We start from the raw sequence: 19,751 nt of genomic DNA on the forward strand, positions 1-19,751 counted from the left end.
CGCGATCGACAATCCGGCTCGAGCCCACTGTGGATGCGGGTCCGCGGTCGCGTGTCATCGTGCGCACGATACAAGCAGGGTCTGACACCTGTGCACTTCGGCCAGATCTCGCGAGCCGAGGCGGCCGATGTGCACGGCGCGTCGTCGCGGCCGCTGCCCCGCAAACCAAAACGTCGCGATCTACTCGCTGACCGATCACGCGAAGTGCTGCGATGTCAGCGGCACCGGGGCGTGCCCGGTGATTCAGCTTCCACTGACATCGCTGGCGCCGGCCACCGATCACCCCGGGGCGACCGTGTTACGCGTTGGCGTCGATGAACCGGCTCAGCAGCGGCCCGAACGCATCCCACGGGGAGCCGATGGCGTAGACCGGGGTCAGGTGGTTCTGCGAGTAGAGCAGGTGCAGTGGGGCGAACGTGCCCTTGCGTGCATGCCACTCCGCGGCGAACTGCGTCGCGTGATCCTGGAACTCCGGCTCATCGAATTCGCTGACCGTGCACAGGAGGGGCAGGTCGGTGTCGATAAGGCCGCCCAGAGTGCCCCGCTCCGCCCAGGCGGAAACATCCTCGCCCCAGTAGGCCAGGTGCATGTCCTTGCGCGTCGCCCGTCCGACGTCGTAGAGGCAGGAGATGATCGCCGCGCCGGCCAGGGCGCGGCCGTGCGGACCGTAGCCGCCGTGGCCGACGACGTAGTCGGCGACGTGCATTGCTCCGGCGGACTGGCCGCACAGGAACACCTTGGAGGTGTCCCCGCCGTATTCGCGGATGTGATCGATGACCCAGGTCACCGCGGCGGCGACGTCCTCGGCGCCGGACGGGTAGGCGAACTCCGGCGCCAGCCGGTAGTTGATTGCCACCGCCACCCAGCCCTGCTGGACCGCCCACGAGCCGACGTTCTTGAAGTACGGCGTCTGCTCGGAGTCGTTCGCGCCGCGGACGAAGCCGCCGCCGTGGACGTAGACCACGACGGGACGCTTCACGTCGTCCCCGGCCGCAGGAGCGTAAACGTCGAGGACGTGGCGCTCGTGCGGGCCGTACGACAGGTCTTTGGTGACGGCGACTGCGTTGTAGATCGCCGGATCGATATCGGGTGCGGTCAGGTTGATGGTGCCGGCGACCATCTCGGGGGTCAGATCCAGGCCGAGGGCGACAAGCGCCGCCCGGCGCTCCTTGAACGACTGCGTCATGCGGTTCCTAACGGACGAGAGCGAGCACTCCGACCCTAGTTGCGTCCGCGGGACACACTGCCCATCACGCGATCGAGTCGTCGCGCATGCGGATACCGACGATTCGGGGTGCCTTCGAAATCAGGATTGTGCGAACAGGCGCGGGCTCCGCAAGACTGGCTCCGGACGATCCCCGCCGGCCGCCGGACTGGCTGGCGTGGTCGTCGGCAGGAATTCAGAGAGGACGTGGAAAGTGGTTGATCTCGACTTCGGGGTGTTCGATTGGCTCGACGTGAATCGCGATCGGAGCATTGCGGACACGTACGACGACCGGATCGCCATCGCGCGGAGGGCGGACGAGGGCAGCTTCGTCCGGTTCCACCTCGCCGAACACCACGGCGCGACCCTCGGTCTGGCCGCGTCGCCCGGTCTGTTCGCAGCCGCACTGGCACGTGAGACGCAGCGGATTCGGCTCGTGCCGACCACGTTCATCGTTCCCCTCTACGATCCGCTGCGGCTCGTGCAGGAGATCGCAATGATCGACCAGCTCTCCCACGGCCGGCTGGAGCTTGGAATCGGCAAGGGCTCATCGCCGCACGAGAGCGCGATGTACGGGTTCACCCCCGCGCAGATGCAGTCCCGCTACGAGACCTTCCTGCCCGCGATTCTGCACGCGCTCAAGACGGGCGTCTTTCTTCCGCCGCACGGCGGCGACCCTGTCGAGCTCACGCTGACGCCGTCCGGTGACATCCCGGTGTGGTACCCCACGTCCAACCCGGAGTCGATCCGCCGGACGGCGGAGAACGGTCAGAATACGATCTTCGGCTTCGCGTTCAAGTCCCCCTCCCTGCCCGTGATCCGCGAGCACAGCGACCTGTTCTCCGAGGTGCACTCCGCGACGAGGCCGGGTTCGCCGCTGCCGCGGTTCGGCGTGCTGCGACACGTGGTGGTCGCGGACACCGACGAGCGGGCGTTCGAGATCGCCGAACGCGCGTTCGTCGACCACTACGACAACTTCACCTGGCTGTGGCGCAAGATGGACGCGGAGCAGCCTGCTCAGCCGGACCTTCGCCGACTGGTCGAGGAGCACCTGTTCTTCGTCGGCTCGCCGGCGTCCGTGGCCGACCAGGTCGCGCACGTCGTCGAGGCGGGCGGAGTGAACTATCTCGCCGGCGCCTTCTCGTGGGGCACGCTGTCGCGCGAGGAGGCGCTGCGGTCGATCGATCTGTTCGACACCGAGGTGATCCCGGCGGTGCGCGGACGCCTCAGCTGAGGCGACGCGCTGTCACGCTCGCGGTGGATCGAGTAGACCGGGCAGAGCGTGCACCAGCTGCAGCGCCAGCAGCACCTGCTGGGAGCGTTCGGCGACGGGACGGCCGAGGAGCTCGCTGGCCTTGCCGACGCGGTACGCGACGGTGTTCGGCGCCAGATGCAGTTCCTTCGCCACCAGGACCCGGCTGTTCCCGCTCTCGAGGTAGCGGCGCACGGTATCGCGGATCTCCCCGAGCCTCGGGCCGGGCCCGGCCAGCGCTGCCAGTTCGTGGCGCACGTACCAGGATGCCGCTTCCCGGTTCTCCACCAGCAGCGCCAGATGACCGACCTCCTCGAACCGCCACACCGACCTCTCCGCCGCCTCGGGCAGCCGTGCCATGCGCTCGGTGAGTCGTGCCCCGCGTACCGCCGCCCGGAAGCCCTGCACTGTCTGGCCCTGCGGGCCGATGGCCAGTCGCATCCAGTCGGGTCGGTGGAAGGTCGCCAGCAGGGCCGCGGCGTCGGCGGCCAAGGCCGCCGACGCACTCCACCACAGCTGGGTGGTGCCCTCGTAGTCGATCACGACGACCCGCTCGGCGCCGATCAGCTCGCCCACGCCGTCGGCGAACTCGCTGATCGCCTGCTCGACGTCGGGGATGCCGGACTGCTCTTCGAACCAGCTGAGGGCGTAGAGGTGGCCGCCCGGCCAATGGACATCGAGCGGTCCCCCGTCGCGGTCGGGCGGTGCGGAGCCGTCGACGACTGCGGCGATCGTGCGACGCTGCGTCTCCGTGCGCCACCCGCGCCACGCCCGCTGCTCTTCCGCGTACGCCATGGCGACGCGGTAGGCGTGCGAGTTGGCGTAGTCCAGCATTGCGGCGCCGAGTTCACGCAGCGTGGCTGCGCGCTCATGCTCCGGGAGGATGCGCTGCAATTCGGCGATCATCTCATCGCGGGTCACGGTGTGGATCCCCCAGACCCGGTTCAGCAGGACATCCAGGGGGAGACCCCGTCGTACCCCGAGCCGGACGATGTCGAGGAGGTCGTCGCTGAGCGTGTGGTAGACCTCGTCGGCGGGGTCGGCGGTGACGGCGATGAGCAACTGGAGGAAGGCGACCTCGCTCGCTCGCCGCACATGGCCGGACGAGGTGGTGGGGAATCCTCCGGTGCGCTCCAGGCCGCGGATCTGCTCGGCGGCACGCGCGGACACGTCCACTGCCCACGACGTTGCCGGCAAACCCACGATCTCCACCGACCGGGCCAGGAGCTCGGGCGGGCTCAGCGCGCGCGATCGCAACTCGTCCTCGGTCCATGCGCCACCGTGGGGCGTGAGCATCCGGACCGACTCCATCGTGTCGAGTCTAGAGGGCTGTCGCACGCGCCATTCGTCGCTCCCGCGACTGTCGCCCACGGCGGTGCTCACCGCCGTCCGGATTGACGATGATGAGGAGACACAGCGGTGTGCTGCGCTGACGCGTGCACCGTGTGAAAGGAAACCACGACATGAGCACTCGCACGCTCCCGGTGCGCAACCCGCGCACCGGTGACATCGACTACCAGATCGACGTGGCGGACGCGGCAGAGGTCGCGGGCAAGGCTGCCACCCTGCGCCGGAATCAGCCGGCCTGGGCGGCGCTGTCGATCGGCGAGCGTCTCGATGTCATGCGCCGCTGGGCGGGGGAGTTCGCGAAGATCGCGAAGCAGTTCGGCGAGCTGGAAGCGGTGGACACCGGGGGGACCCACACGTCGTTCGTCCAGGGATACATCACCCTGGAGACCGTCAACGGCTGGATCGCGGACGCCGAGTCGTCGCTGGAGTCGGCCGCGGTGCAGCGCACCGCGGTGTCGATGCCGACGGTCGAGGTCCGCTCGCAGCTGGTCGCGTACCCCTTGGTCGGAGTGATATCCCCCTGGAATGCGCCGACGATGCTCGCAATGCTCGATGCGATTCCCGCGCTGTGCGCCGGTTCCGCGGTCCTGTGGAAGCCCTCGGAGGTCACGCCGCGGTTCACCCGGCTGTTCTTCGAGTCGGTGGCCGAGGTCCCCGAGCTCGCCGCGGTGTTCGACTTCGTCCTCGGCGACGGTCTGACCGGCCAGGAGGTCGTCGCCGGCGCGGACATCGTGTGTTTCACCGGCAGCGTGGTGACCGGCCGCAAGATCGCCGTCGCCTGCGCCGAGCGTCTCATCCCGTGTTATCTGGAGCTCGGCGGCAAGGACCCGGCGATCGTCACCGAGTCCGCTGACATCGATCGGGCGACCACCGCGATCCTTCGGGGCGGCGCGTACGCCACGGGCATGGTCTGCTTCTCGGTCGAGCGGGTGTACGTTCACGAGTCCATCCACGACGAATTCGTCGCCGAGCTCGTGCGCAAGGCGCAGCGCGTGCACCTCAGCCACGACAACGCCAAGGCGGGACACATCGGGCCGTTCACGTTCGCGGCGCAGCCGCAGACGGTGCTGGCGCACATCGCCGACGCCACCGCGAAGGGCGCACAGGTTCTCACCGGGGGAGAGCTCGAGGAACACGGCGGCGGCTTGTACATGCGTCCGACCGTCCTGACCGGCGTCGACCACGGCATGCAGATCATGGTGGATGAGACCTTCGGACCGTGCCTGCCCGTCATGGCGTACCGGGACATCGACGACGCGATCCGGCTGGCCAATGACACGGAGTACGGCCTGACGGCATCGGTGATCGCCGGGACTGCGCAGGAGGCTCTGGAGATCGGCAGCCGGATCGACGCGGGCTCGATCTTCATCCAGGACACGTTCCTGATGGCTGGCAAGGGCCGCACCATCGGGACGAACTCGTTCGGCGTCTCCGGCGTCGGCGGGGGACGCACCGGACCGGAATCGATTCTGCGGTTCGTTCGCCGCAAGGGCCTGCTCATCCAGAACGGTGAACCGGCCGACCTTCTCGACGACAAGTACGAAGACCGCTGACACAGGAGATCGCAAATGGCACATTGGAAGCTCACGGCAGAAGACCGATTCGAGATCGAGGACCTCTACTCCCGCTACGCGTGGGGGATCGATCTGGCGGATGAGGACCTGGTGCGCAGCGTCTTCGCGCAGGACGGATGGTTCGACCACCTGTGGCAGGGGAAGGTGCAGGGGCACGAGGCGATCCTGGAGAACTTCCGATCCCTGTGGACGGACCGGCAGTCCTGGTGGTACGGCCGTCAGCACATCCAGAACACCAAACTGTTCACCGAGCGCGAGGAGGAGGGCGAGGTAGACGCCAAGCTCTTCTTCCAGATCCTGCAGTTCAACGTCGATTACAACAACAACTTCGTGTTCGGCATCGGAACCCGCCAGGACCACCTCACCAAGAAGGAGGGCCGCTGGCTGTTCCAGTCCCTTCACGTGAACGCATGGAATTCTTTCGACCAGGTTCCGTGGAACGGCCCGCTCGTGATCAAGGGGCGCCCGAAGTACCAGATGCCTCCGGTGCCTCAGCACGCCGACCGCGCGTAGCCGGGCGACCCTCGCCCCCCGCCCGGGCACACCGAGCCCGGGCGGGTCGACGGGCGCGCCGCTCAGAGGACGCCGTCCAGCTGCCGGTTCCAGCGGCCGGGCTCGCGCAACGCGCGATAGCGCACCTGGATGTCGTCGGCGGTCACGGATGCGACACACACCAGCAGCGATTGCGTGGGGTAACCGTGCGGGCGATTGTCCCGGATGATCGCCTCGTCGTCGGTGCTCTCCAGCGCCGAGGAGCGTTCGAGCAGCTCGATCCAGGGCGTCCACCAGGTATCGGTCTCGGGCAGCTCCACGGCGGCGAACTCAGCCAGCCAGCGCGCGATGCGAGGCGTCGACGGGTCATCGACGTCGTCGTGGGCGACCATGTGCGTTCCCGGAGTCAGCTCCACTCGGGACAGTCGCTGCCCGTCCCACGAGACCACGCTCGTGCGGGCGCCTTCCACCTCGACCAGATTGAACCCGTGCGTGCGCGGCTGCGCGGGCGTCCTGCCCGCGACGGAGTCCAGAGCCAATCCGCCGCGCGAGACCAGCTGCGACTCGGGCAGCGTCGAGACATCGGCGCGGTTGAGCAGCACGGCCAGTCGCCCCGCCGCGGAATCAGCGGCCAGCCATGCCCCGCCGGCGCGCAGGTCGCGCACCCCGACGACGCCGCCGTGGGATTCAGGCCACCAGCGGCCGAGCGGACTCCACGGGCGTTCGGGATCCTCGTCGCGGATCGCGAGCACGCGCGTGGGCAGACTCGAGGATGTGGGGACGCGGACGATGACGGTGCAGATGGCGGTGCTCCCGGTTCACTAGGTGGCTCTCAGATCGTAAGCCGCTGAGAGTCGGGGTGGCCCGGATCACGCCTCCTCCAGCAGCACGACCACCTGGTCCAGGACCGCGTCCGCGACGGCCCGCTTGCTGCCGGACACGTCGGCGAGGATCTTGCCGGATGCTGCCACCACGACGGCTTCGTTCACGTCGGCTCCGAAGCCGCGGCCGCTGCCCACGGGATTGGCCACCAGCAGGTCGGCGGGCTTGCGAGCGAGCTTCGCCCGGGCCAGAGAGACCAGTTCGTCCCGGTCCGCCGCCGTCTCGGCGGCGAAGCCGACCACCACGCGGCCCGCGACCGGGTGCGCGACCAGTTCGCCGAGCACGTCCACGGTCCGGGTGAGCACCAGTTCCATTCGCTCACCGCGCTCGGTCTTCTTGATCTTCCGCTCCGAGACCTCGGCGGGCGTGAAATCCGCGACGGCCGCAGCCATGATGACGACGGATGCTGCGGCCGCCGCCTCCGCGACCGCCCGAGCCAGGTCGGCTGCGGTCAGGACCTCGATGGTCGTCAGCCCCGCGGCAGCGAGGGCGGACGCCGGTTGGTGATCCAGGTGAGCGGCGATGACGGTGACGTCGGCGCCGCGCGCGGCCGCGGCGAGCGCGAAGGCCACGCCCTGCTTGCCGCTGGAGCGGTTCGCGAGGAAGCGGACCGGGTCGATCGGTTCGCGGGTGCCACCGGCCGTGACCACGACCCGTCGGCCGGAGAGGTCCCGGCGTGACGCCGATTCCGACGGCGCGGCGCCGTCCTGCTCGGCGCCGACCGCGGCGAGGACCGCCGAAACGATGTCGTCGGGCTCGCTCATCCTCCCCGCGCCGATGTCCGCACCGGTGAGGCGGCCGGTGCCCGGCCCCACGATCCTGACGCCGCGCGCGCGGAGCGTCTCGATGTTGGCGGCGGTGGCCGGATGCTGCCACATCTCCGTGTGCATGGCGGGTGCGACCACGAGGGGTGCCCGGCTGGCGAGCACCGTCGTGCCCAGCAGGTCATCGGCGATCCCGGCGGCGAGCTTCGCGATCGTGTTCGCCGTCGCCGGAGCGACGAGCACCACATCGGCCCGCTGCCCGAGGGCGACGTGGCGCACGGCCGCGACATCGTCGAAGATCGACGTATTCAGCGGCTGCCGACTGATCGCCTCCCAGGTGGGGGCGCCGACGAAACGGAGCGCGGCATCCGTCGCGATCACCCGCACCGTGTGCCCGGCCAGCACCAGGTCGCGCACCACCTGCACGGCCTTGTACGCGGCGATGCCGCCGGTGACTCCCACCACGATCTCCAGCGGTCGGTTCATGTCCCCTCGATCCTTGTGGACGGCGGATCAGCGCCCGGACGCTCCCGCGCCATCGTATCGGGCCGGTTCGAAACGCCGAGTGCCGCCCGGCGACCGGGCACACCGGTTAACTTGCCGGAAAGTTCGGCGATTCTTTTCGTGACACGGGCCGCGAGGAACTGACACACCTGCATACGTTCGAAGAGCGAGCCGGTCACGACACCGGTGCCGCGGAGGAGCGGAGCGTGGCGAACCCACCGAGCAGCACGGCAGGGCCGACCGGCGCGCGCACGGTCGCCCGCGCGGCCTATTTCGTCTCGGACAGCACGGGAATCACCGCGGAAACCCTCGGCAGCGCCCTGCTGGCGAATTTCCCGGGCGTGACGTTCCGCCGCCACACCATTCCCTTCGTGGACACGGCCGGAGGCGCCCGCGACGTCGTCGCCGACATTCAGCGTTCGGCCGAGGGCGGGGCCGAGCCGATCGTGTTCGCGACGGTCAAATCCGCGCAGATCCTGCAGGAGCTGGTCGGCTCCGGTGCCGTCGTCATCGACCTGCTGGGGGGCCACCTGCGCGAGCTGGAGGCGGCGCTGGGCAGCACAGCGTCCGAGCAGCTCGGGCAGTTCCACGGCGTCGGTGACCTGGAGCGGTACTTCGCCCGGATGCGGGCAGTGGAGTACGCCATCGAGCACGACGACGGGCAGAGCATGCGGGCGCTGGATATGGCGGATGTCATCATCATCGCGCCGTCCCGGTGCGGCAAGACACCGACGACGATGTATCTGGCACTGCAGTACGGACTCCTGGTGGCGAACTATCCGCTCACCGACGACGACTTCCCCTCCGACGGACTGCCCGCCGCCGTGTCCCGGTATGTCGACAAATGCTTCGGACTGACCACGACGCCGCTGCGGCTGAGTCAGGTCCGGCACGAGCGGCGACCCAGCTCGACATACTCCAGCCTCGCCCAATGCACGCTGGAGCTGCGCCGCGCCGAAGACCTGTACCGGCGCAACCGGGTGCCCTTCCTCAACTCCTCGACGAAATCGGTCGAGGAGATGTCCGCCGTCATCATGCAATCCATGCGCCTGCGCAGTTGACCATCCGCCCCGCCTCACGCACGACAATTCAGGAGACCTCATGACGAACATCCTCTGGTTCACGCAGATGGGCATGGCCGACGTCCACCAGGTCGGCGGCAAGAACGCGTCGCTGGGCGAGATGGTGTCGAACCTGTCCCATCTCGGGGTCAGCGTGCCGGGCGGTTTTGCGACCACCGCGGACGCCTACCGCGACTTCCTCGCCGCGGACGGACTCTACGACCGCATCAAATCCACTGTGGAGGAGCTCGACGTCGCCGACGTCGCAGAACTCGCCCGCGTCGGGGCCAACGTCCGGGAGTGGATCGAGCAGCAGCCGCTTCCGGCGGCCTTCGAGGCCGACATCCGCACCGCCTACGCGGCGCTGGTCGCGGCCGACCCGCAGCCGGACACCGTGTCCTGGGCGGTCCGCTCGAGCGCGACGGCGGAGGATCTGCCGGACGCATCGTTCGCCGGTCAGCAGGAGACGTTCCTGAACATCAGCGGCATCGAGAACATCCTGGCGGCGGTGCGCAGCGTGTTCGCCTCGCTCTATAACGATCGGGCGATCGCCTACCGCGTGCACCACGGATTCGAGCACCACGATGTCGCCCTCTCTGCGGGGATCCAGCGCATGGTGCGATCGGATGTCGGAGCCTCGGGTGTGCTGTTCACGGTGGACACCGAATCGGGCTTCGACCGGGCCGTGTTCATCACCAGTTCCTACGGTCTGGGCGAGGCGGTCGTGCAGGGGGCGGTGAACCCCGACGAGTTCTACGCGTACAAGCCCGCCCTCCGCGAAGGACGCCCCGCCATCCTGAAGCGCTCGGTGGGCGAGAAGGCTCTGAAGATGGTCTACGCCGACGGCACCCACATCGGAGCGAGCACCGTCTTCACGGATGTTCCGCGGACGGAGCGGGCGCAGTTCAGCATCACGGATGCCGAGGTCGAAGAGCTCGGCCGGCAGGCGCTGACGATCGAGGAGCACTACGGACGCCCGATGGACATCGAATGGGGCAAGGACGGGATCGACGGCAAGCTCTACATCCTGCAGGCGCGACCGGAGACGGTCGTCTCGCGCACCGATGGCAACGTGACCCGCCGGTTCGTGCTCGGCGAGCCGGGCACCGTGATCACCATCGGGCGGGCCATCGGTCAGAAGATCGGCGCCGGAGCGGTGCGCGTGATGACCTCGTTGGCGCAGATGGACCAGTTCGTCGCCGGTGACGTCCTGGTGGCGGACATGACCGATCCGGACTGGGAGCCGATCATGAAGCTGGCGTCCGCGATCGTGACCAACCGCGGTGGCCGGACCTGCCACGCGGCGATCATCGCGCGCGAGCTCGGCATTCCCGCCGTCGTGGGAACGGGCGATGCGACGCTGGTGCTGCAGGACGGACGGGATGTGACCGTCTCGTGCGCGGACGGCGACAACGGCTTCGTGTACGAAGGCATCCTGGGATTCGAAGAGGTGGTGACCCGTCTGGACGAGATGCCGGAGAGCCCCACCAAGATCATGCTGAACGTGGGCACCCCCGACCAGGCGTTCGCGTTCTCCAAGCTGCCGAACAAGGGCGTCGGCCTGGCCCGGCTGGAGTTCCTGATCAACCGTCAGATCGGCATCCATCCGCGCGCGCTGCTGGATCACGACAGTCTCGAGCCGGCGCTGCGCGCCGAGATCGCCGACCGGATCGCGGCGTACCCGACGCCGCGCGACTACTTCGTGCAGCGCGTCGCGGAGGGAGTATCGATGATCGCCGCGGCCTTCGCGCCGGAGCCCGTGATCGTGCGCCTGTCGGATTTCAAGTCCAACGAGTACGCGAACCTGATCGGCGGTGAGCTGTACGAGCCGCACGAGGAGAACCCGATGCTGGGCTACCGCGGCGCGTCCCGGTACATCTCCTCGGACTTCCGCGAGTGCTTCGACATGGAGTGCGAGGCGCTGAAGTTCGTCCGCGACGAGATGGGTCTGACCAACGTCGAGATCATGGTCCCGTTCGTCCGCACCGTCGGAGAGGCGCACGCGGTCATCGAGCTGCTCGCCGAGAACGGGCTGCGCCGGGGCGAGAACGGGCTTCGCGTGATCATGATGTGCGAGCTGCCCTCCAACGCGCTGCTGGCCGATGAGTTCCTGGAGTACTTCGACGGGTTCTCGATCGGCTCCAACGACATGACCCAGCTCACGCTGGGCCTGGACCGCGACTCCGGCCTGGTCGCCGCCACCTTCGACGAACGCGACCCGGCCGTCCTGAAGATGCTGGCGATGGCGATCGACGCGTGCCGTCGCGCCGGCAAGTACGTCGGCATCTGCGGGCAGGGGCCCTCCGACCACCCCGATCTGGCCGAGTGGCTCGTGGGCCAGGGCATCGAATCCATGTCGCTGAATCCCGACACCGTCGTGGAGACCTGGCTGCGCCTCGCGAAGCAGCAGGCGGCGCTCGTGCGATAGAATGGCGGTCTGCTCGGCCCCCCTGGGCCGAGGCGGTCGAGCCTCCTCGTGAGACTCGATCCGGGGCTAGAAACCTCCGGCATCCGTCAAACGATTCGGAGGTTTCTCCATGTCTACGCCCATGCCCTCCCGCCGCAAATGGTGGGTTCTCGCCGTGGTCTCTCTGACCCAGCTCGTCGTCGTCCTGGACGGCACGATCGTGAACATCGCCCTGCCCCAGGCGCAGGCGAGCCTCGGCCTCACGGACAGCCAGCGTCAGTGGGTCGTGACCGCCTATGCGCTCGCATTCGGCGCGCTGCTGCTGCTCGGCGGGCGAGTCGCCGACTACTGGGGACGCAAGCGCACGTTCATCGTGGGAATGGTCGGCTTCGCCCTCGCCTCCGTCTACGGAGGCATCGCGCTGACCGGCCCCGACCTGATCATCGCGCGGGGCCTGCAGGGCGCGTTCGCCGCTCTGCTCGCCCCGGCCGCGCTGGCCCTGCTGACCGTGACCTTCCCCACCGGCAGGGACCGCAACGTCGCCTTCGCGGTTTTCGGAACGGTCGCCGGTGCCGGCGCCTCGGTCGGCCTCGTCCTCGGTGGCGTGCTGACGGAGTTCCTGGACTGGAGATGGTGCCTGCTGGTGAACGTCGTCTTCGTCGTGGTCGGCCTCGTAGGTGCCTTCGCCGTTCTCACCGAGAGCAGGGCCGAAGGCGAGAACCGTTACGACGTCCTCGGCGCGGTCACCGTGACCCTCGGGCTCGGATCGCTCGTCTACGGCTTCAGCCTGGCCGAGACCGGGTGGGGCAGCCCGCTCACGATCACCTTCTTGGCCGCCGGGGTCGCGCTGCTCGTGCTGTTCGTGTGGATCGAGACCCGCACCGCCCAGCCGCTGCTTCCCCTTCGGATCGTCACAGACCGCGTGCGCGGTGGTGCGTTCCTGATCCAGGCGATCGCCGGCAGTGTGATGATCGGGTCCACCCTGTACCTGACCTTCCACCTGCAGATCGTGCTGCAGATGTCTGCGCTGCAAGCCGGTCTGGCGAGCCTGCCCCTGCCGCTTGCCACCATGGTGGTGGCGCCGCTGGTGGTGCGATTGCTGCCGCGCATCGGCGCTCGTCCTCTGCTGACGACCGGCCCCCTCATCGTGGCCGCGAGCCTGTGGTATCTCAGCTTCATCACTGCAAGCGGCGCGTACGTCGTCCAGGTGCTCCCCGCGCTCATCGTGATGGGCGCGGGAATGGCACTGGTGTTCGTGCCGCTGCAGAACGTGGCGTTGAGCGGCGTGGCCCCGGATGACGCCGGCGCGGCCTCGGCGGTGACGAACTCGGCGATGCAGATCGGCGGCTCGATCGGCCTGTCCATCTTCACAGCCGTCTACGTCGCTGCCCTCGGCAGTCAACCCGTCACCCAGCCGGCTGCCCTTGCCGACGCGTACTCGGCGACGTTCATCGCCGCGGCCATCGGGATGCTGGTGGCCGCGGTCATCGCGGTGACGATGATCCGTGCCGCCAAGGCCGAGATACCCTCCTCGCCCGAGGAGGCGCCGCAGCTCGCGCACGCGGGTTGAAACAGACCGGGCGCCCGTCTCGGCGCCCGGTGTGTCCGCCGCGGAGGCGCCCGTCGCGCCCATCCGGATCGGCTGGCAGACTGGCGTGAATTCGATCCGGGAGGTCGCGATGCGACTTGTTCAGGTGGCCGTCCACGCCGAAGATCTCGACCGGGCCGCGGACTTCTACACCGTGCTGCTGGACGCGCCGCCGCTCGCCCGCTTCGATCCGGGGCTGGTCTTCTTCGATCTGGACGGCGTCCGGCTGCTGCTGGACCGGAATGCCCCGGCATCCCTCCTGTATCTGCGGGTCGACAACGTGCACGAGACGCTCGACAAGCTCGACAGCCTCGCGGACGTGGTCGCGCCGCCCCGGGTGATCTTCTCGCACCAGGACGATTCGCTCGGGCCGGCCGGCCACGACGAATGGCAGGCGTTCATCACGGATTCCGAAGGCAACACCGTGGGTCTCGTCGCCTTCCAGGTGCCCTGAAGCCCGCACGATTCCCGGCGTCGACGTCCTCCGCCTGCCGCCCGGGACCGCTGGGCATGCGTCCACTCCATCCGCTCCGAGTCTTGGCGCTCGTCGAGGAGGAGTGCTAATCTGAACGCAGTTGAGCCGACACGACTCAACTCCCTCGCAACCCTCGCGCCGGACAGTCATCCGGGCCGAACGACAAAGGAGACGAATCATGGCCGCATACGACCCGTTCCGTGAACTCGACCGCTTCGCGTCGACGCTCTTCGACGCCCGCCGGGGTCCCCGTCGCATGCCGATGGACCTGTACCGCGATGGGGACCACTACGTGCTCACTGCCGACCTGCCCGGCATCGACCCGGGCTCGGTCGACATCGACGTGGACGGTCAGCTGCTGACGATCCGGGCCGAGCGGACCCTCTCCGCCGGCGAGGGGGTCAAATGGATCACGCGTGAGCGCGACGGGGCGAGCTTCGTGCGCCAGCTGAACCTCGGGCAGGGAGTGGACACCGAGCACATCTCCGCCACCTACAACAACGGCGTGCTGACCGTGACGATCCCGGTCAGCGAGAAGGCCAAGCCGCGCAAGATCGAGGTCTCCAGCGAGGACTCAGGTCCGGTCCTGCAGGCGCAGGAGAGCTCCGAGGGACCGCAGCCGGTCGAGCAGTAAGCCCTCAGCCGGCTCCGACGAACGCCCCGGACCGGACCGCCCGGGGCGTTCGGCGCCCGGCGCGCGGATCAGGTTAGCCTGGACCGTGTGAGCGCCTACGTCTCCGCGTTCGAGCTGTTCTCCATCGGCATCGGACCCTCGAGCTCCCACACGGTCGGTCCGTTGCGCGCTGCCGGCGACTTCGTCGTCCGACTGCGCGGCGCCGGCGTGCTCGACTCCGTGGCACAGGTGACGTGCACGCTGTACGGGTCGCTCGGTGCAACCGGAATCGGACACGGTACGCCGGACGCGGTGATGGCCGGACTGCACGGACACTCACCGGAAAGCGTCGACCCGGATGCCGTGCGGGGCCTGTGGACCGGGTGGCCGACCGGGCGGACGCTGGCGCTGGACGGCACGCACCCCGTGCCCTTCCACAAGGCCGACATCGCCTTCGCCCCCCGGACCCGACTGCCCGGCCACCCCAACGCGCTGACGCTGGAGGCGTGGGCGACCGCACGGCCGCACGCGGCCGACGAGGCCGGGCAGCTGGCGGCATCCGGCATCCGCACCACCGGCAGTGCGCCGGCACCGGCAGTGCGGCGGACCGGCGATGAGGATCTCCTGCTCCGCGAGACGTATTACTCGATCGGCGGGGGCTTCATTCGGCGCGACGGCGAACCACCGCAGCTGTCCTCGTCGGCTTTCCCGTTCGCCTTCGACAGCGCCGACGCCCTCCTCCAGCTGTGCGACGAGCATGGCATCACCATCGCCGAGGCGGCGCGCATGAACGAAGAGGCGCTGCGCGGCGACGACGAGATCGCCGCCGGACTGGACGCGATCTGGGACGCGATGTCGCAGTGCGTGGAAGCCGGTCTTCGCCACGATGGCGTGCTCCCGGGCATCCTGAAGGTCAAGCGCCGCGCACCGGCCATCCGCGTGCAGCTGGAGGCGGCCGAGCAGGACGGACGCCGGGAGCTGCCGGGGGAGTGGCTCGGAGCTTTCGCCCTCGCGGTGAACGAGGAGAACGCGGCCGGCGGTCGCGTCGTCACGGCCCCCACCAACGGCGCAGCCGGAATCCTGCCGGCCGTCGCGATGTACTGGTGGCGCTTCCTGGCCGACTCCGGCCTCGGGGCCGGCAATGCGGTCACGCCCTACGGCGAGCTGGTCGGCAGCGCCCTGATGGGCTTCGCCGGCCGGCAGCAGCTCGGTCCGATCGTGCCGGACGCCGTGGACGAGGCGCTGATCGCCGAAGCGAACAGCCGGCGCGGCATCCGTCGATTCCTTCTCACCGCGACCGCGCTGGGTTCGCTGTTCAAGGCGAACGCGTCGATCTCGGGCGCCGAAGGGGGTTGCCAGGCCGAGGTGGGCTCGGCGTGCGCGATGGCGGCGGGGGGCCTGACCGCCGTCATGGGCGGCACCAATCGCCAGATCGAGAACGCCGCCGAGATCGCGATGGAGCATCATCTCGGTCTCACCTGCGACCCGGTCGGCGGGCTGGTGCAGATTCCCTGCATCGAGCGGAACGCGATCGCGGCGTCGACCGCGGTGACGGCGGCGCGTCTCGCGCTGCGCGGCGACGGAAGCCATTACGTCTCGCTCGACACCGTCGTCGAGACGATGCGCCAGACGGGCATCGATATGTCGCACAAGTACAAGGAGACCAGCGAGGGCGGGCTCGCCGTCAACGTCATCGAATGCTGACGGGCGCGGAGACGCGAGCTGCGGCATCCGCCCGGTCGTATTCCGCGCTGGTGATACGCCGTTCCGACGTAGCGCCGTGACTGCATGACCTCGCCAGAAGGCTCGCGGAGGGCTGGTAGTTTCGAGGGAAACTTCAGATTCGGAGCCCCCTGCGTGACATCTCGCCGTGTACCCGCCCTGTTCGTCTCCCTGCTCACCGCGATCGCACTTCTCGCGACGGGGTGTGCCTCAGCCGCCACGACTGCGGCACCGCCGACCGGGTCCGTTCCTGGCGTGAGCGTGCCCGACACGTTCACCGCACTCACCCTGACCGCGATCGGCAACCCGCCCCTTCCGTTCCGCGGAACCGACGGCAAATACCACGTCGCGTACGACCTGCACCTGATGAACGCCACGCAGGTGCCGGCGACCCTCGACACCATCGAGGTCGTCGACGCAGCGGACCCGGCGAAGATCGTGGCCAGCTTCTCCGGCACAGCACTCATCGACCCCACCTGCGCTTTCGGCGACTGCAACCGATTGCGGGATCTTCCGGCCGGCTACATCGACAGCGCGACCGTCCCGCCCCAGGAGAGCCGCGTCGTCTTCATCGACTTCGCCTTCGACTCGCTGGACCGCGCACCCGCGGCACTGCTTCACCGCATCGTCGGAACGGGCGCGCTCTCGCCCGCGTTCGGCGCGCCCGGACCGATCGACTACCTGACCACGCCGGTGGCCTTCTCGAGCCAGGCCGTGCCGGTCATCGCACCGCCCGTGCGCGGAGAGAACTGGATCGCGCTGAACGGATGCTGCGAGCCCGGCTTCCCGCACCGCAGCTCCCTCATGTCCGTCAACGGAAAGCTGAACAACAGCCAGCGCTTCGCGATCGACTGGAAGCGCACCGACGACAAGGGGCAGTTCTACTCGGGGGACAAGACCAGCAACGAGAGCTACGTCGACTACGGCACCGACATCCTCGCGGTCGCCGACGGCACGGTGGTCTCGATCCTGGACGGCATGCCGGCCAACGCACCGGGCGTCCTGCCCGCGCACGACCCGGAACTGGCCGCGAAGCTGACCGTCGAGAACGTCGACGGAAACCACGTCGTACTCGACCTCGGCGACGGGGTGTACGCGATGTATGCCCACATGATCTCCGGATCCCTCACGGTCAAGGTCGGAGACACGGTCGTCGAGGGCCAAGTGCTCGGGCACCTCGGGAACACCGGCAACGCCAACGCGTCCCACCTGCACTTCCAGCTGATGGACGGACCGAGCCTGCTGGAAGCGGACTCGCTGCCGTACGAACTGAAGAGCTTCGACTATGACGGGCAGGTGTCGCCGCAGTCGATCGCCGATGCGGACGACTACCTCAGCGGCACGTTCCTGGCGGGCAAGCTGCCGAAGCCCGATGCGCGAACCACGCAGCTCCCGCTGAACCTCGCGATCATCGACTTCCGGTAGCCCGGACCGACGGAGGACCATGAAAGCGCGCATCGCCGCCCTCGGCGTCACCCTGCTGCTGTGCTGTGCGGCGTGCTCGTCGCCGAGCCCGGACATCGCGCCGACCGTCACCGAGTTCCCGATCGCCTACCCGGACCGCGATCCGGCGCAGCCTGCCATGCCCAGCGCACCCGCCGCGGGAGGGCACGAACACGGCGGCGACGGCTCGACTCACGAGATCGCCTACGATCCCGACACCGGAGAGGTCCTGGTGACCGGCCAGAACGAGGGCACCGTCACGCGCGTCCGCGACGACGGCAGCATGAGCTTCACCGAGCTGCCGGCGGGGTCAGGGCCGCACGGCATCGTGTTCGATACCGCGGGCCGGCTGTTCGTCGGGCTGGAGTTCGCCGGCGCGGTCGTGCAGCTGGGCGCGGACGGCGGAATCGCGCGCACCTTCGACCTGGTGGGCAGCTGCGCGACCTGCGTCGTCAGCAACCCTGGCCCACACGGGCTGGCGGTGGCGCCCGACGGCGAGACGCTCTGGTTCACGGGCAAAGAGGGCGGCAACGTCGGCCGGGTCGACCCGGATGGCACGGTCACGGCGTTCCCGCTGCAGGACGCCGACAGCAAGCCGATCTACATCGTCGCCGGGCCCGACGGGGCGATGTGGTTCACGGAGCTGATCGCCAACCGGATCGGCCGCATCGACGCCGACGGCACCCTCGCCGAGTACGACATCCCGACTCCGAACTCCCGCCCCATCGCGCTCGCGGTCGATCCCGCCGGTGACGCGCTCTGGTTCACGCAGGAGGCGACCAACCGCCTCGGCCGCGTGAGTCTGGACGGCACGATCGTGGAGGTGGCGCTGCCGGCCTCGCAGGAGAACCTACTGCTGGCCGCCCTGTCGTTCGACGAGAACGGGGATGTCTGGGTCCAGCAATACGTCGACGGGAACAATCCCGAGCCGGCCGGCCCGGACAAGCTGCTGCGCGTACGGGGGGAGGCGCTTCGCGAGGCCGCAGGCTCCGCCACCCCGCTGCACGTCGACTCGGTGACCGCGTTCGATGTGCCCAGCACCGGTACGATCATGCACCGCATCCGTCCCGGCGCGCAGGGCGTGCTCTGGTTCACCGAGCTCGCCACCAACGTCATCGGCAAGCTCGTCGTCCCCGCGACCCGGTGACGCCGGCGCGCGGTCATCCTCCCGCGCTCGAAGACGCGCGACGGGCCTCGACGAGCGGCCATCACGGTGCGGCGGGTTGCGCGATGCGTCGACGTGCGGAATCTAGGATCAACGGATGATTCCCCGCGAACTGACCGCGCCGGTCTCGCTGACGCGGGCCGGGCGCCTGGAACCGGACGCCGTCGGCTGGGCCAGGCAGCCGATCATCGACACGACCGGGCTCGGCCGCGGACGGGGACGCAACAAGCGGTGGGAGTACTGGAACGTCACCACCCCCACGCACATCCTCGCGCTGACCGTATCCGCGATCGACTATGCGGCCCTGCATGAGGTGTGGATCTTCGACCGCCGGACCGAGACGGTGTGGAGCGAGGCGGTCACCGTCATCCCCGCGCGCGGCGTCCGGTTGCCGGGCTCGCTCGAGGACGGGCCTGCGCGCGCTCGGGCGAAGGGACTGGAGATCGACATCGATCCGGTCATGAGCGCCGGCGCCGTGCCATCGCAGACCGGGACGCGCCTGCGGGCGAATATCCGGGATGCCTCATTCGACGTGATCGCCGAGCTTCCGGTCGGCCATGAACGGCTCGCTGTCGTGGTGCCGTGGAGCGATGCGCGGTTCCAGTACACGGTGAAGGACATCGCCCGGCCCGCATCCGGGAGTGTCACGATCGCGGGCGTCACGCACGTGGTCCCCGCCGGGGAATCCTGGGCGGTGCTCGATCACGGAAGGGGGCGCTGGCCGTACGACATCCGCTGGAACTGGGGCGCCGGCTCGGGCCGCAGCGACGGACGGGTGATCGGCATCCAGGTCGGCGGCGGGTGGACGGATGGCACCGGCATCACCGAGAACGCGATGCTCGTCGACGGGCGCCTGCACAAGATCCACGACGACCTGCACTGGGAATACGACCTCGCGCAGTGGCGACGACCGTGGCGCATCCACGGCGGAGGGCTGACGGCGTCCTTCGCACCGTTCTACGACAAGGTGACCCGCACGAACCTCGGCGTCGTGGCGTCGCGGACGGATCAGTGCTTCGGGCATTGGAGCGGCTCGTTCGCGACCGCGGCGGGTGAGGTCATCCCCTTCAACGGGATCCTCGGGTGGGCCGAGGAAGTCCACAACCGCTGGTGAGGGGTGCCGCCGGCGTGGCCGCGGGTCCCGCTTCGGTACCGGGGATTCCCTCCGTGACGGCGGACGATATGGTGGAGCGGCTCGCACCCACCGTGCGGCTCCACCGGGCTGATCGAGCGAACCGCAAGAGCGGCGGAGAGG

The 19,751-nt window shown here is 69.0% G+C and carries 16 protein-coding genes; 12 read left to right on the plus strand and 4 right to left on the minus strand.

Annotation, left to right across the window (positions count from 1 at the left end):
• Positions 1 to 298: 298 nt before the first annotated feature.
• Entirely contained in the window at positions 299 to 1,186 is an 888-nt protein-coding gene (locus QNO12_RS02425) for an alpha/beta hydrolase (protein ID WP_257503592.1), read from the minus strand.
• Positions 1,187 to 1,418: 232 nt separating this feature from the next.
• On the opposite strand from QNO12_RS02425, the gene QNO12_RS02430 reads away from it, so the two are divergent.
• Entirely contained in the window at positions 1,419 to 2,438 is a 1,020-nt protein-coding gene (locus QNO12_RS02430; protein WP_257503591.1) for an LLM class flavin-dependent oxidoreductase, read from the plus strand.
• Positions 2,439 to 2,450: 12 nt separating this feature from the next.
• On the opposite strand, the gene QNO12_RS02435 is transcribed toward QNO12_RS02430, so the two are convergent.
• The gene (locus tag QNO12_RS02435; RefSeq protein WP_285178216.1) at positions 2,451 to 3,767 is read right to left on the minus strand and encodes a helix-turn-helix domain-containing protein; all 1,317 of its coding nucleotides are present in this window, start codon (positions 3,765 to 3,767) and stop codon (positions 2,451 to 2,453) included.
• A gap of 152 nt (positions 3,768 to 3,919) precedes the next feature.
• Between QNO12_RS02435 and QNO12_RS02440 the strand changes: the two genes are divergently transcribed.
• Positions 3,920 to 5,359 (plus strand): aldehyde dehydrogenase family protein, encoded by a 1,440-nt coding sequence (locus QNO12_RS02440; protein ID WP_257503589.1) that lies wholly within the window; start codon positions 3,920 to 3,922, stop codon positions 5,357 to 5,359.
• Between the two features lie 15 nt (positions 5,360 to 5,374).
• The gene (locus QNO12_RS02445) at positions 5,375 to 5,893 is read left to right on the plus strand and encodes a nuclear transport factor 2 family protein (protein ID WP_257503588.1); all 519 of its coding nucleotides are present in this window, start codon (positions 5,375 to 5,377) and stop codon (positions 5,891 to 5,893) included.
• A 62-nt stretch (positions 5,894 to 5,955) separates the two neighbouring features.
• Here the strand turns inward: QNO12_RS02445 and QNO12_RS02450 are convergent, their stop codons facing one another.
• A complete protein-coding gene (locus tag QNO12_RS02450) occupies positions 5,956 to 6,624 on the minus strand; it encodes an NRDE family protein (RefSeq protein WP_308495365.1) in 669 nt (222 codons plus the stop codon).
• Between the two features lie 117 nt (positions 6,625 to 6,741).
• On the minus strand, positions 6,742 to 8,004 hold the full coding sequence (gene coaBC / locus QNO12_RS02455; RefSeq protein WP_257503587.1) for a bifunctional phosphopantothenoylcysteine decarboxylase/phosphopantothenate--cysteine ligase CoaBC: 1,263 nt from the start codon (positions 8,002 to 8,004) through the stop codon (positions 6,742 to 6,744).
• A gap of 224 nt (positions 8,005 to 8,228) precedes the next feature.
• Between coaBC and QNO12_RS02460 the strand changes: the two genes are divergently transcribed.
• The 9 genes from QNO12_RS02460 to QNO12_RS02500 all read left to right on the plus strand — a co-directional run bounded on the left by QNO12_RS02460 (position 8,229) and on the right by QNO12_RS02500 (position 19,610).
• Positions 8,229 to 9,083, plus strand: coding sequence for a pyruvate, water dikinase regulatory protein (locus QNO12_RS02460; RefSeq protein WP_257503586.1), 855 nt, complete (start codon positions 8,229 to 8,231; stop codon positions 9,081 to 9,083).
• 40 nt (positions 9,084 to 9,123) lie between these two features.
• Positions 9,124 to 11,511 carry a phosphoenolpyruvate synthase gene (gene ppsA / locus QNO12_RS02465; RefSeq protein ID WP_257503585.1) on the plus strand — a complete coding sequence of 796 codons (2,388 nt, stop codon included), beginning with the start codon at positions 9,124 to 9,126 and terminating at the stop codon, positions 11,509 to 11,511.
• 109 nt (positions 11,512 to 11,620) lie between these two features.
• A complete protein-coding gene (locus QNO12_RS02470) occupies positions 11,621 to 13,060 on the plus strand; it encodes an MFS transporter (RefSeq protein ID WP_257503584.1) in 1,440 nt (479 codons plus the stop codon).
• A 109-nt stretch (positions 13,061 to 13,169) separates the two neighbouring features.
• Positions 13,170 to 13,532, plus strand: a complete 363-nt coding sequence (locus QNO12_RS02475; RefSeq protein ID WP_257503583.1) for a VOC family protein — start codon at positions 13,170 to 13,172, stop codon at positions 13,530 to 13,532.
• A gap of 199 nt (positions 13,533 to 13,731) precedes the next feature.
• Positions 13,732 to 14,187, plus strand: a complete 456-nt coding sequence (locus tag QNO12_RS02480; RefSeq protein WP_257503582.1) for an Hsp20/alpha crystallin family protein — start codon at positions 13,732 to 13,734, stop codon at positions 14,185 to 14,187.
• Positions 14,188 to 14,274: 87 nt separating this feature from the next.
• Positions 14,275 to 15,870, plus strand: coding sequence for an L-serine ammonia-lyase, iron-sulfur-dependent, subunit alpha (locus QNO12_RS02485; RefSeq protein ID WP_257503581.1), 1,596 nt, complete (start codon positions 14,275 to 14,277; stop codon positions 15,868 to 15,870).
• 273 nt (positions 15,871 to 16,143) lie between these two features.
• Positions 16,144 to 17,313 (plus strand): M23 family metallopeptidase, encoded by a 1,170-nt coding sequence (locus tag QNO12_RS02490; RefSeq protein WP_257503580.1) that lies wholly within the window; start codon positions 16,144 to 16,146, stop codon positions 17,311 to 17,313.
• Positions 17,314 to 17,332: 19 nt separating this feature from the next.
• Entirely contained in the window at positions 17,333 to 18,478 is a 1,146-nt protein-coding gene (locus tag QNO12_RS02495; RefSeq protein WP_257503579.1) for a Vgb family protein, read from the plus strand.
• A gap of 115 nt (positions 18,479 to 18,593) precedes the next feature.
• Complete coding sequence (locus QNO12_RS02500) at positions 18,594 to 19,610, plus strand: DUF2804 domain-containing protein (protein ID WP_257503578.1); 1,017 nt, start codon at positions 18,594 to 18,596, stop codon at positions 19,608 to 19,610.
• The last annotated feature ends 141 nt before the right edge of the window (positions 19,611 to 19,751 follow it).

It is taken from the genome of Microbacterium sp. zg-B185 (genome assembly GCF_030246885.1).
Taxonomy (GTDB): Bacteria; Actinomycetota; Actinomycetes; order Actinomycetales; family Microbacteriaceae; genus Microbacterium.

Bases quoted from the DNA above. Each gene is read 5' to 3' on its own strand.
- QNO12_RS02425 (WP_257503592.1), bottom strand. From the start codon at position 1,186: ATGACGCAGTCGTTCAAGGAGCGCCGGGCGGCGCTTGTCGCCCTCGGC.
- QNO12_RS02495 (WP_257503579.1), top strand. From the start codon at position 17,333: ATGAAAGCGCGCATCGCCGCCCTCGGCGTCACCCTGCTGCTGTGCTGT.
- ppsA (WP_257503585.1), top strand. From the start codon at position 9,124: ATGACGAACATCCTCTGGTTCACGCAGATGGGCATGGCCGACGTCCAC.
- QNO12_RS02475 (WP_257503583.1), top strand. From the start codon at position 13,170: ATGCGACTTGTTCAGGTGGCCGTCCACGCCGAAGATCTCGACCGGGCC.
- QNO12_RS02435 (WP_285178216.1), bottom strand. From the start codon at position 3,767: ATGGAGTCGGTCCGGATGCTCACGCCCCACGGTGGCGCATGGACCGAG.
- QNO12_RS02445 (WP_257503588.1), top strand. From the start codon at position 5,375: ATGGCACATTGGAAGCTCACGGCAGAAGACCGATTCGAGATCGAGGAC.
- QNO12_RS02500 (WP_257503578.1), top strand. From the start codon at position 18,594: ATGATTCCCCGCGAACTGACCGCGCCGGTCTCGCTGACGCGGGCCGGG.
- QNO12_RS02470 (WP_257503584.1), top strand. From the start codon at position 11,621: ATGTCTACGCCCATGCCCTCCCGCCGCAAATGGTGGGTTCTCGCCGTG.
- coaBC (WP_257503587.1), bottom strand. From the start codon at position 8,004: ATGAACCGACCGCTGGAGATCGTGGTGGGAGTCACCGGCGGCATCGCC.
- QNO12_RS02440 (WP_257503589.1), top strand. From the start codon at position 3,920: ATGAGCACTCGCACGCTCCCGGTGCGCAACCCGCGCACCGGTGACATC.
- QNO12_RS02480 (WP_257503582.1), top strand. From the start codon at position 13,732: ATGGCCGCATACGACCCGTTCCGTGAACTCGACCGCTTCGCGTCGACG.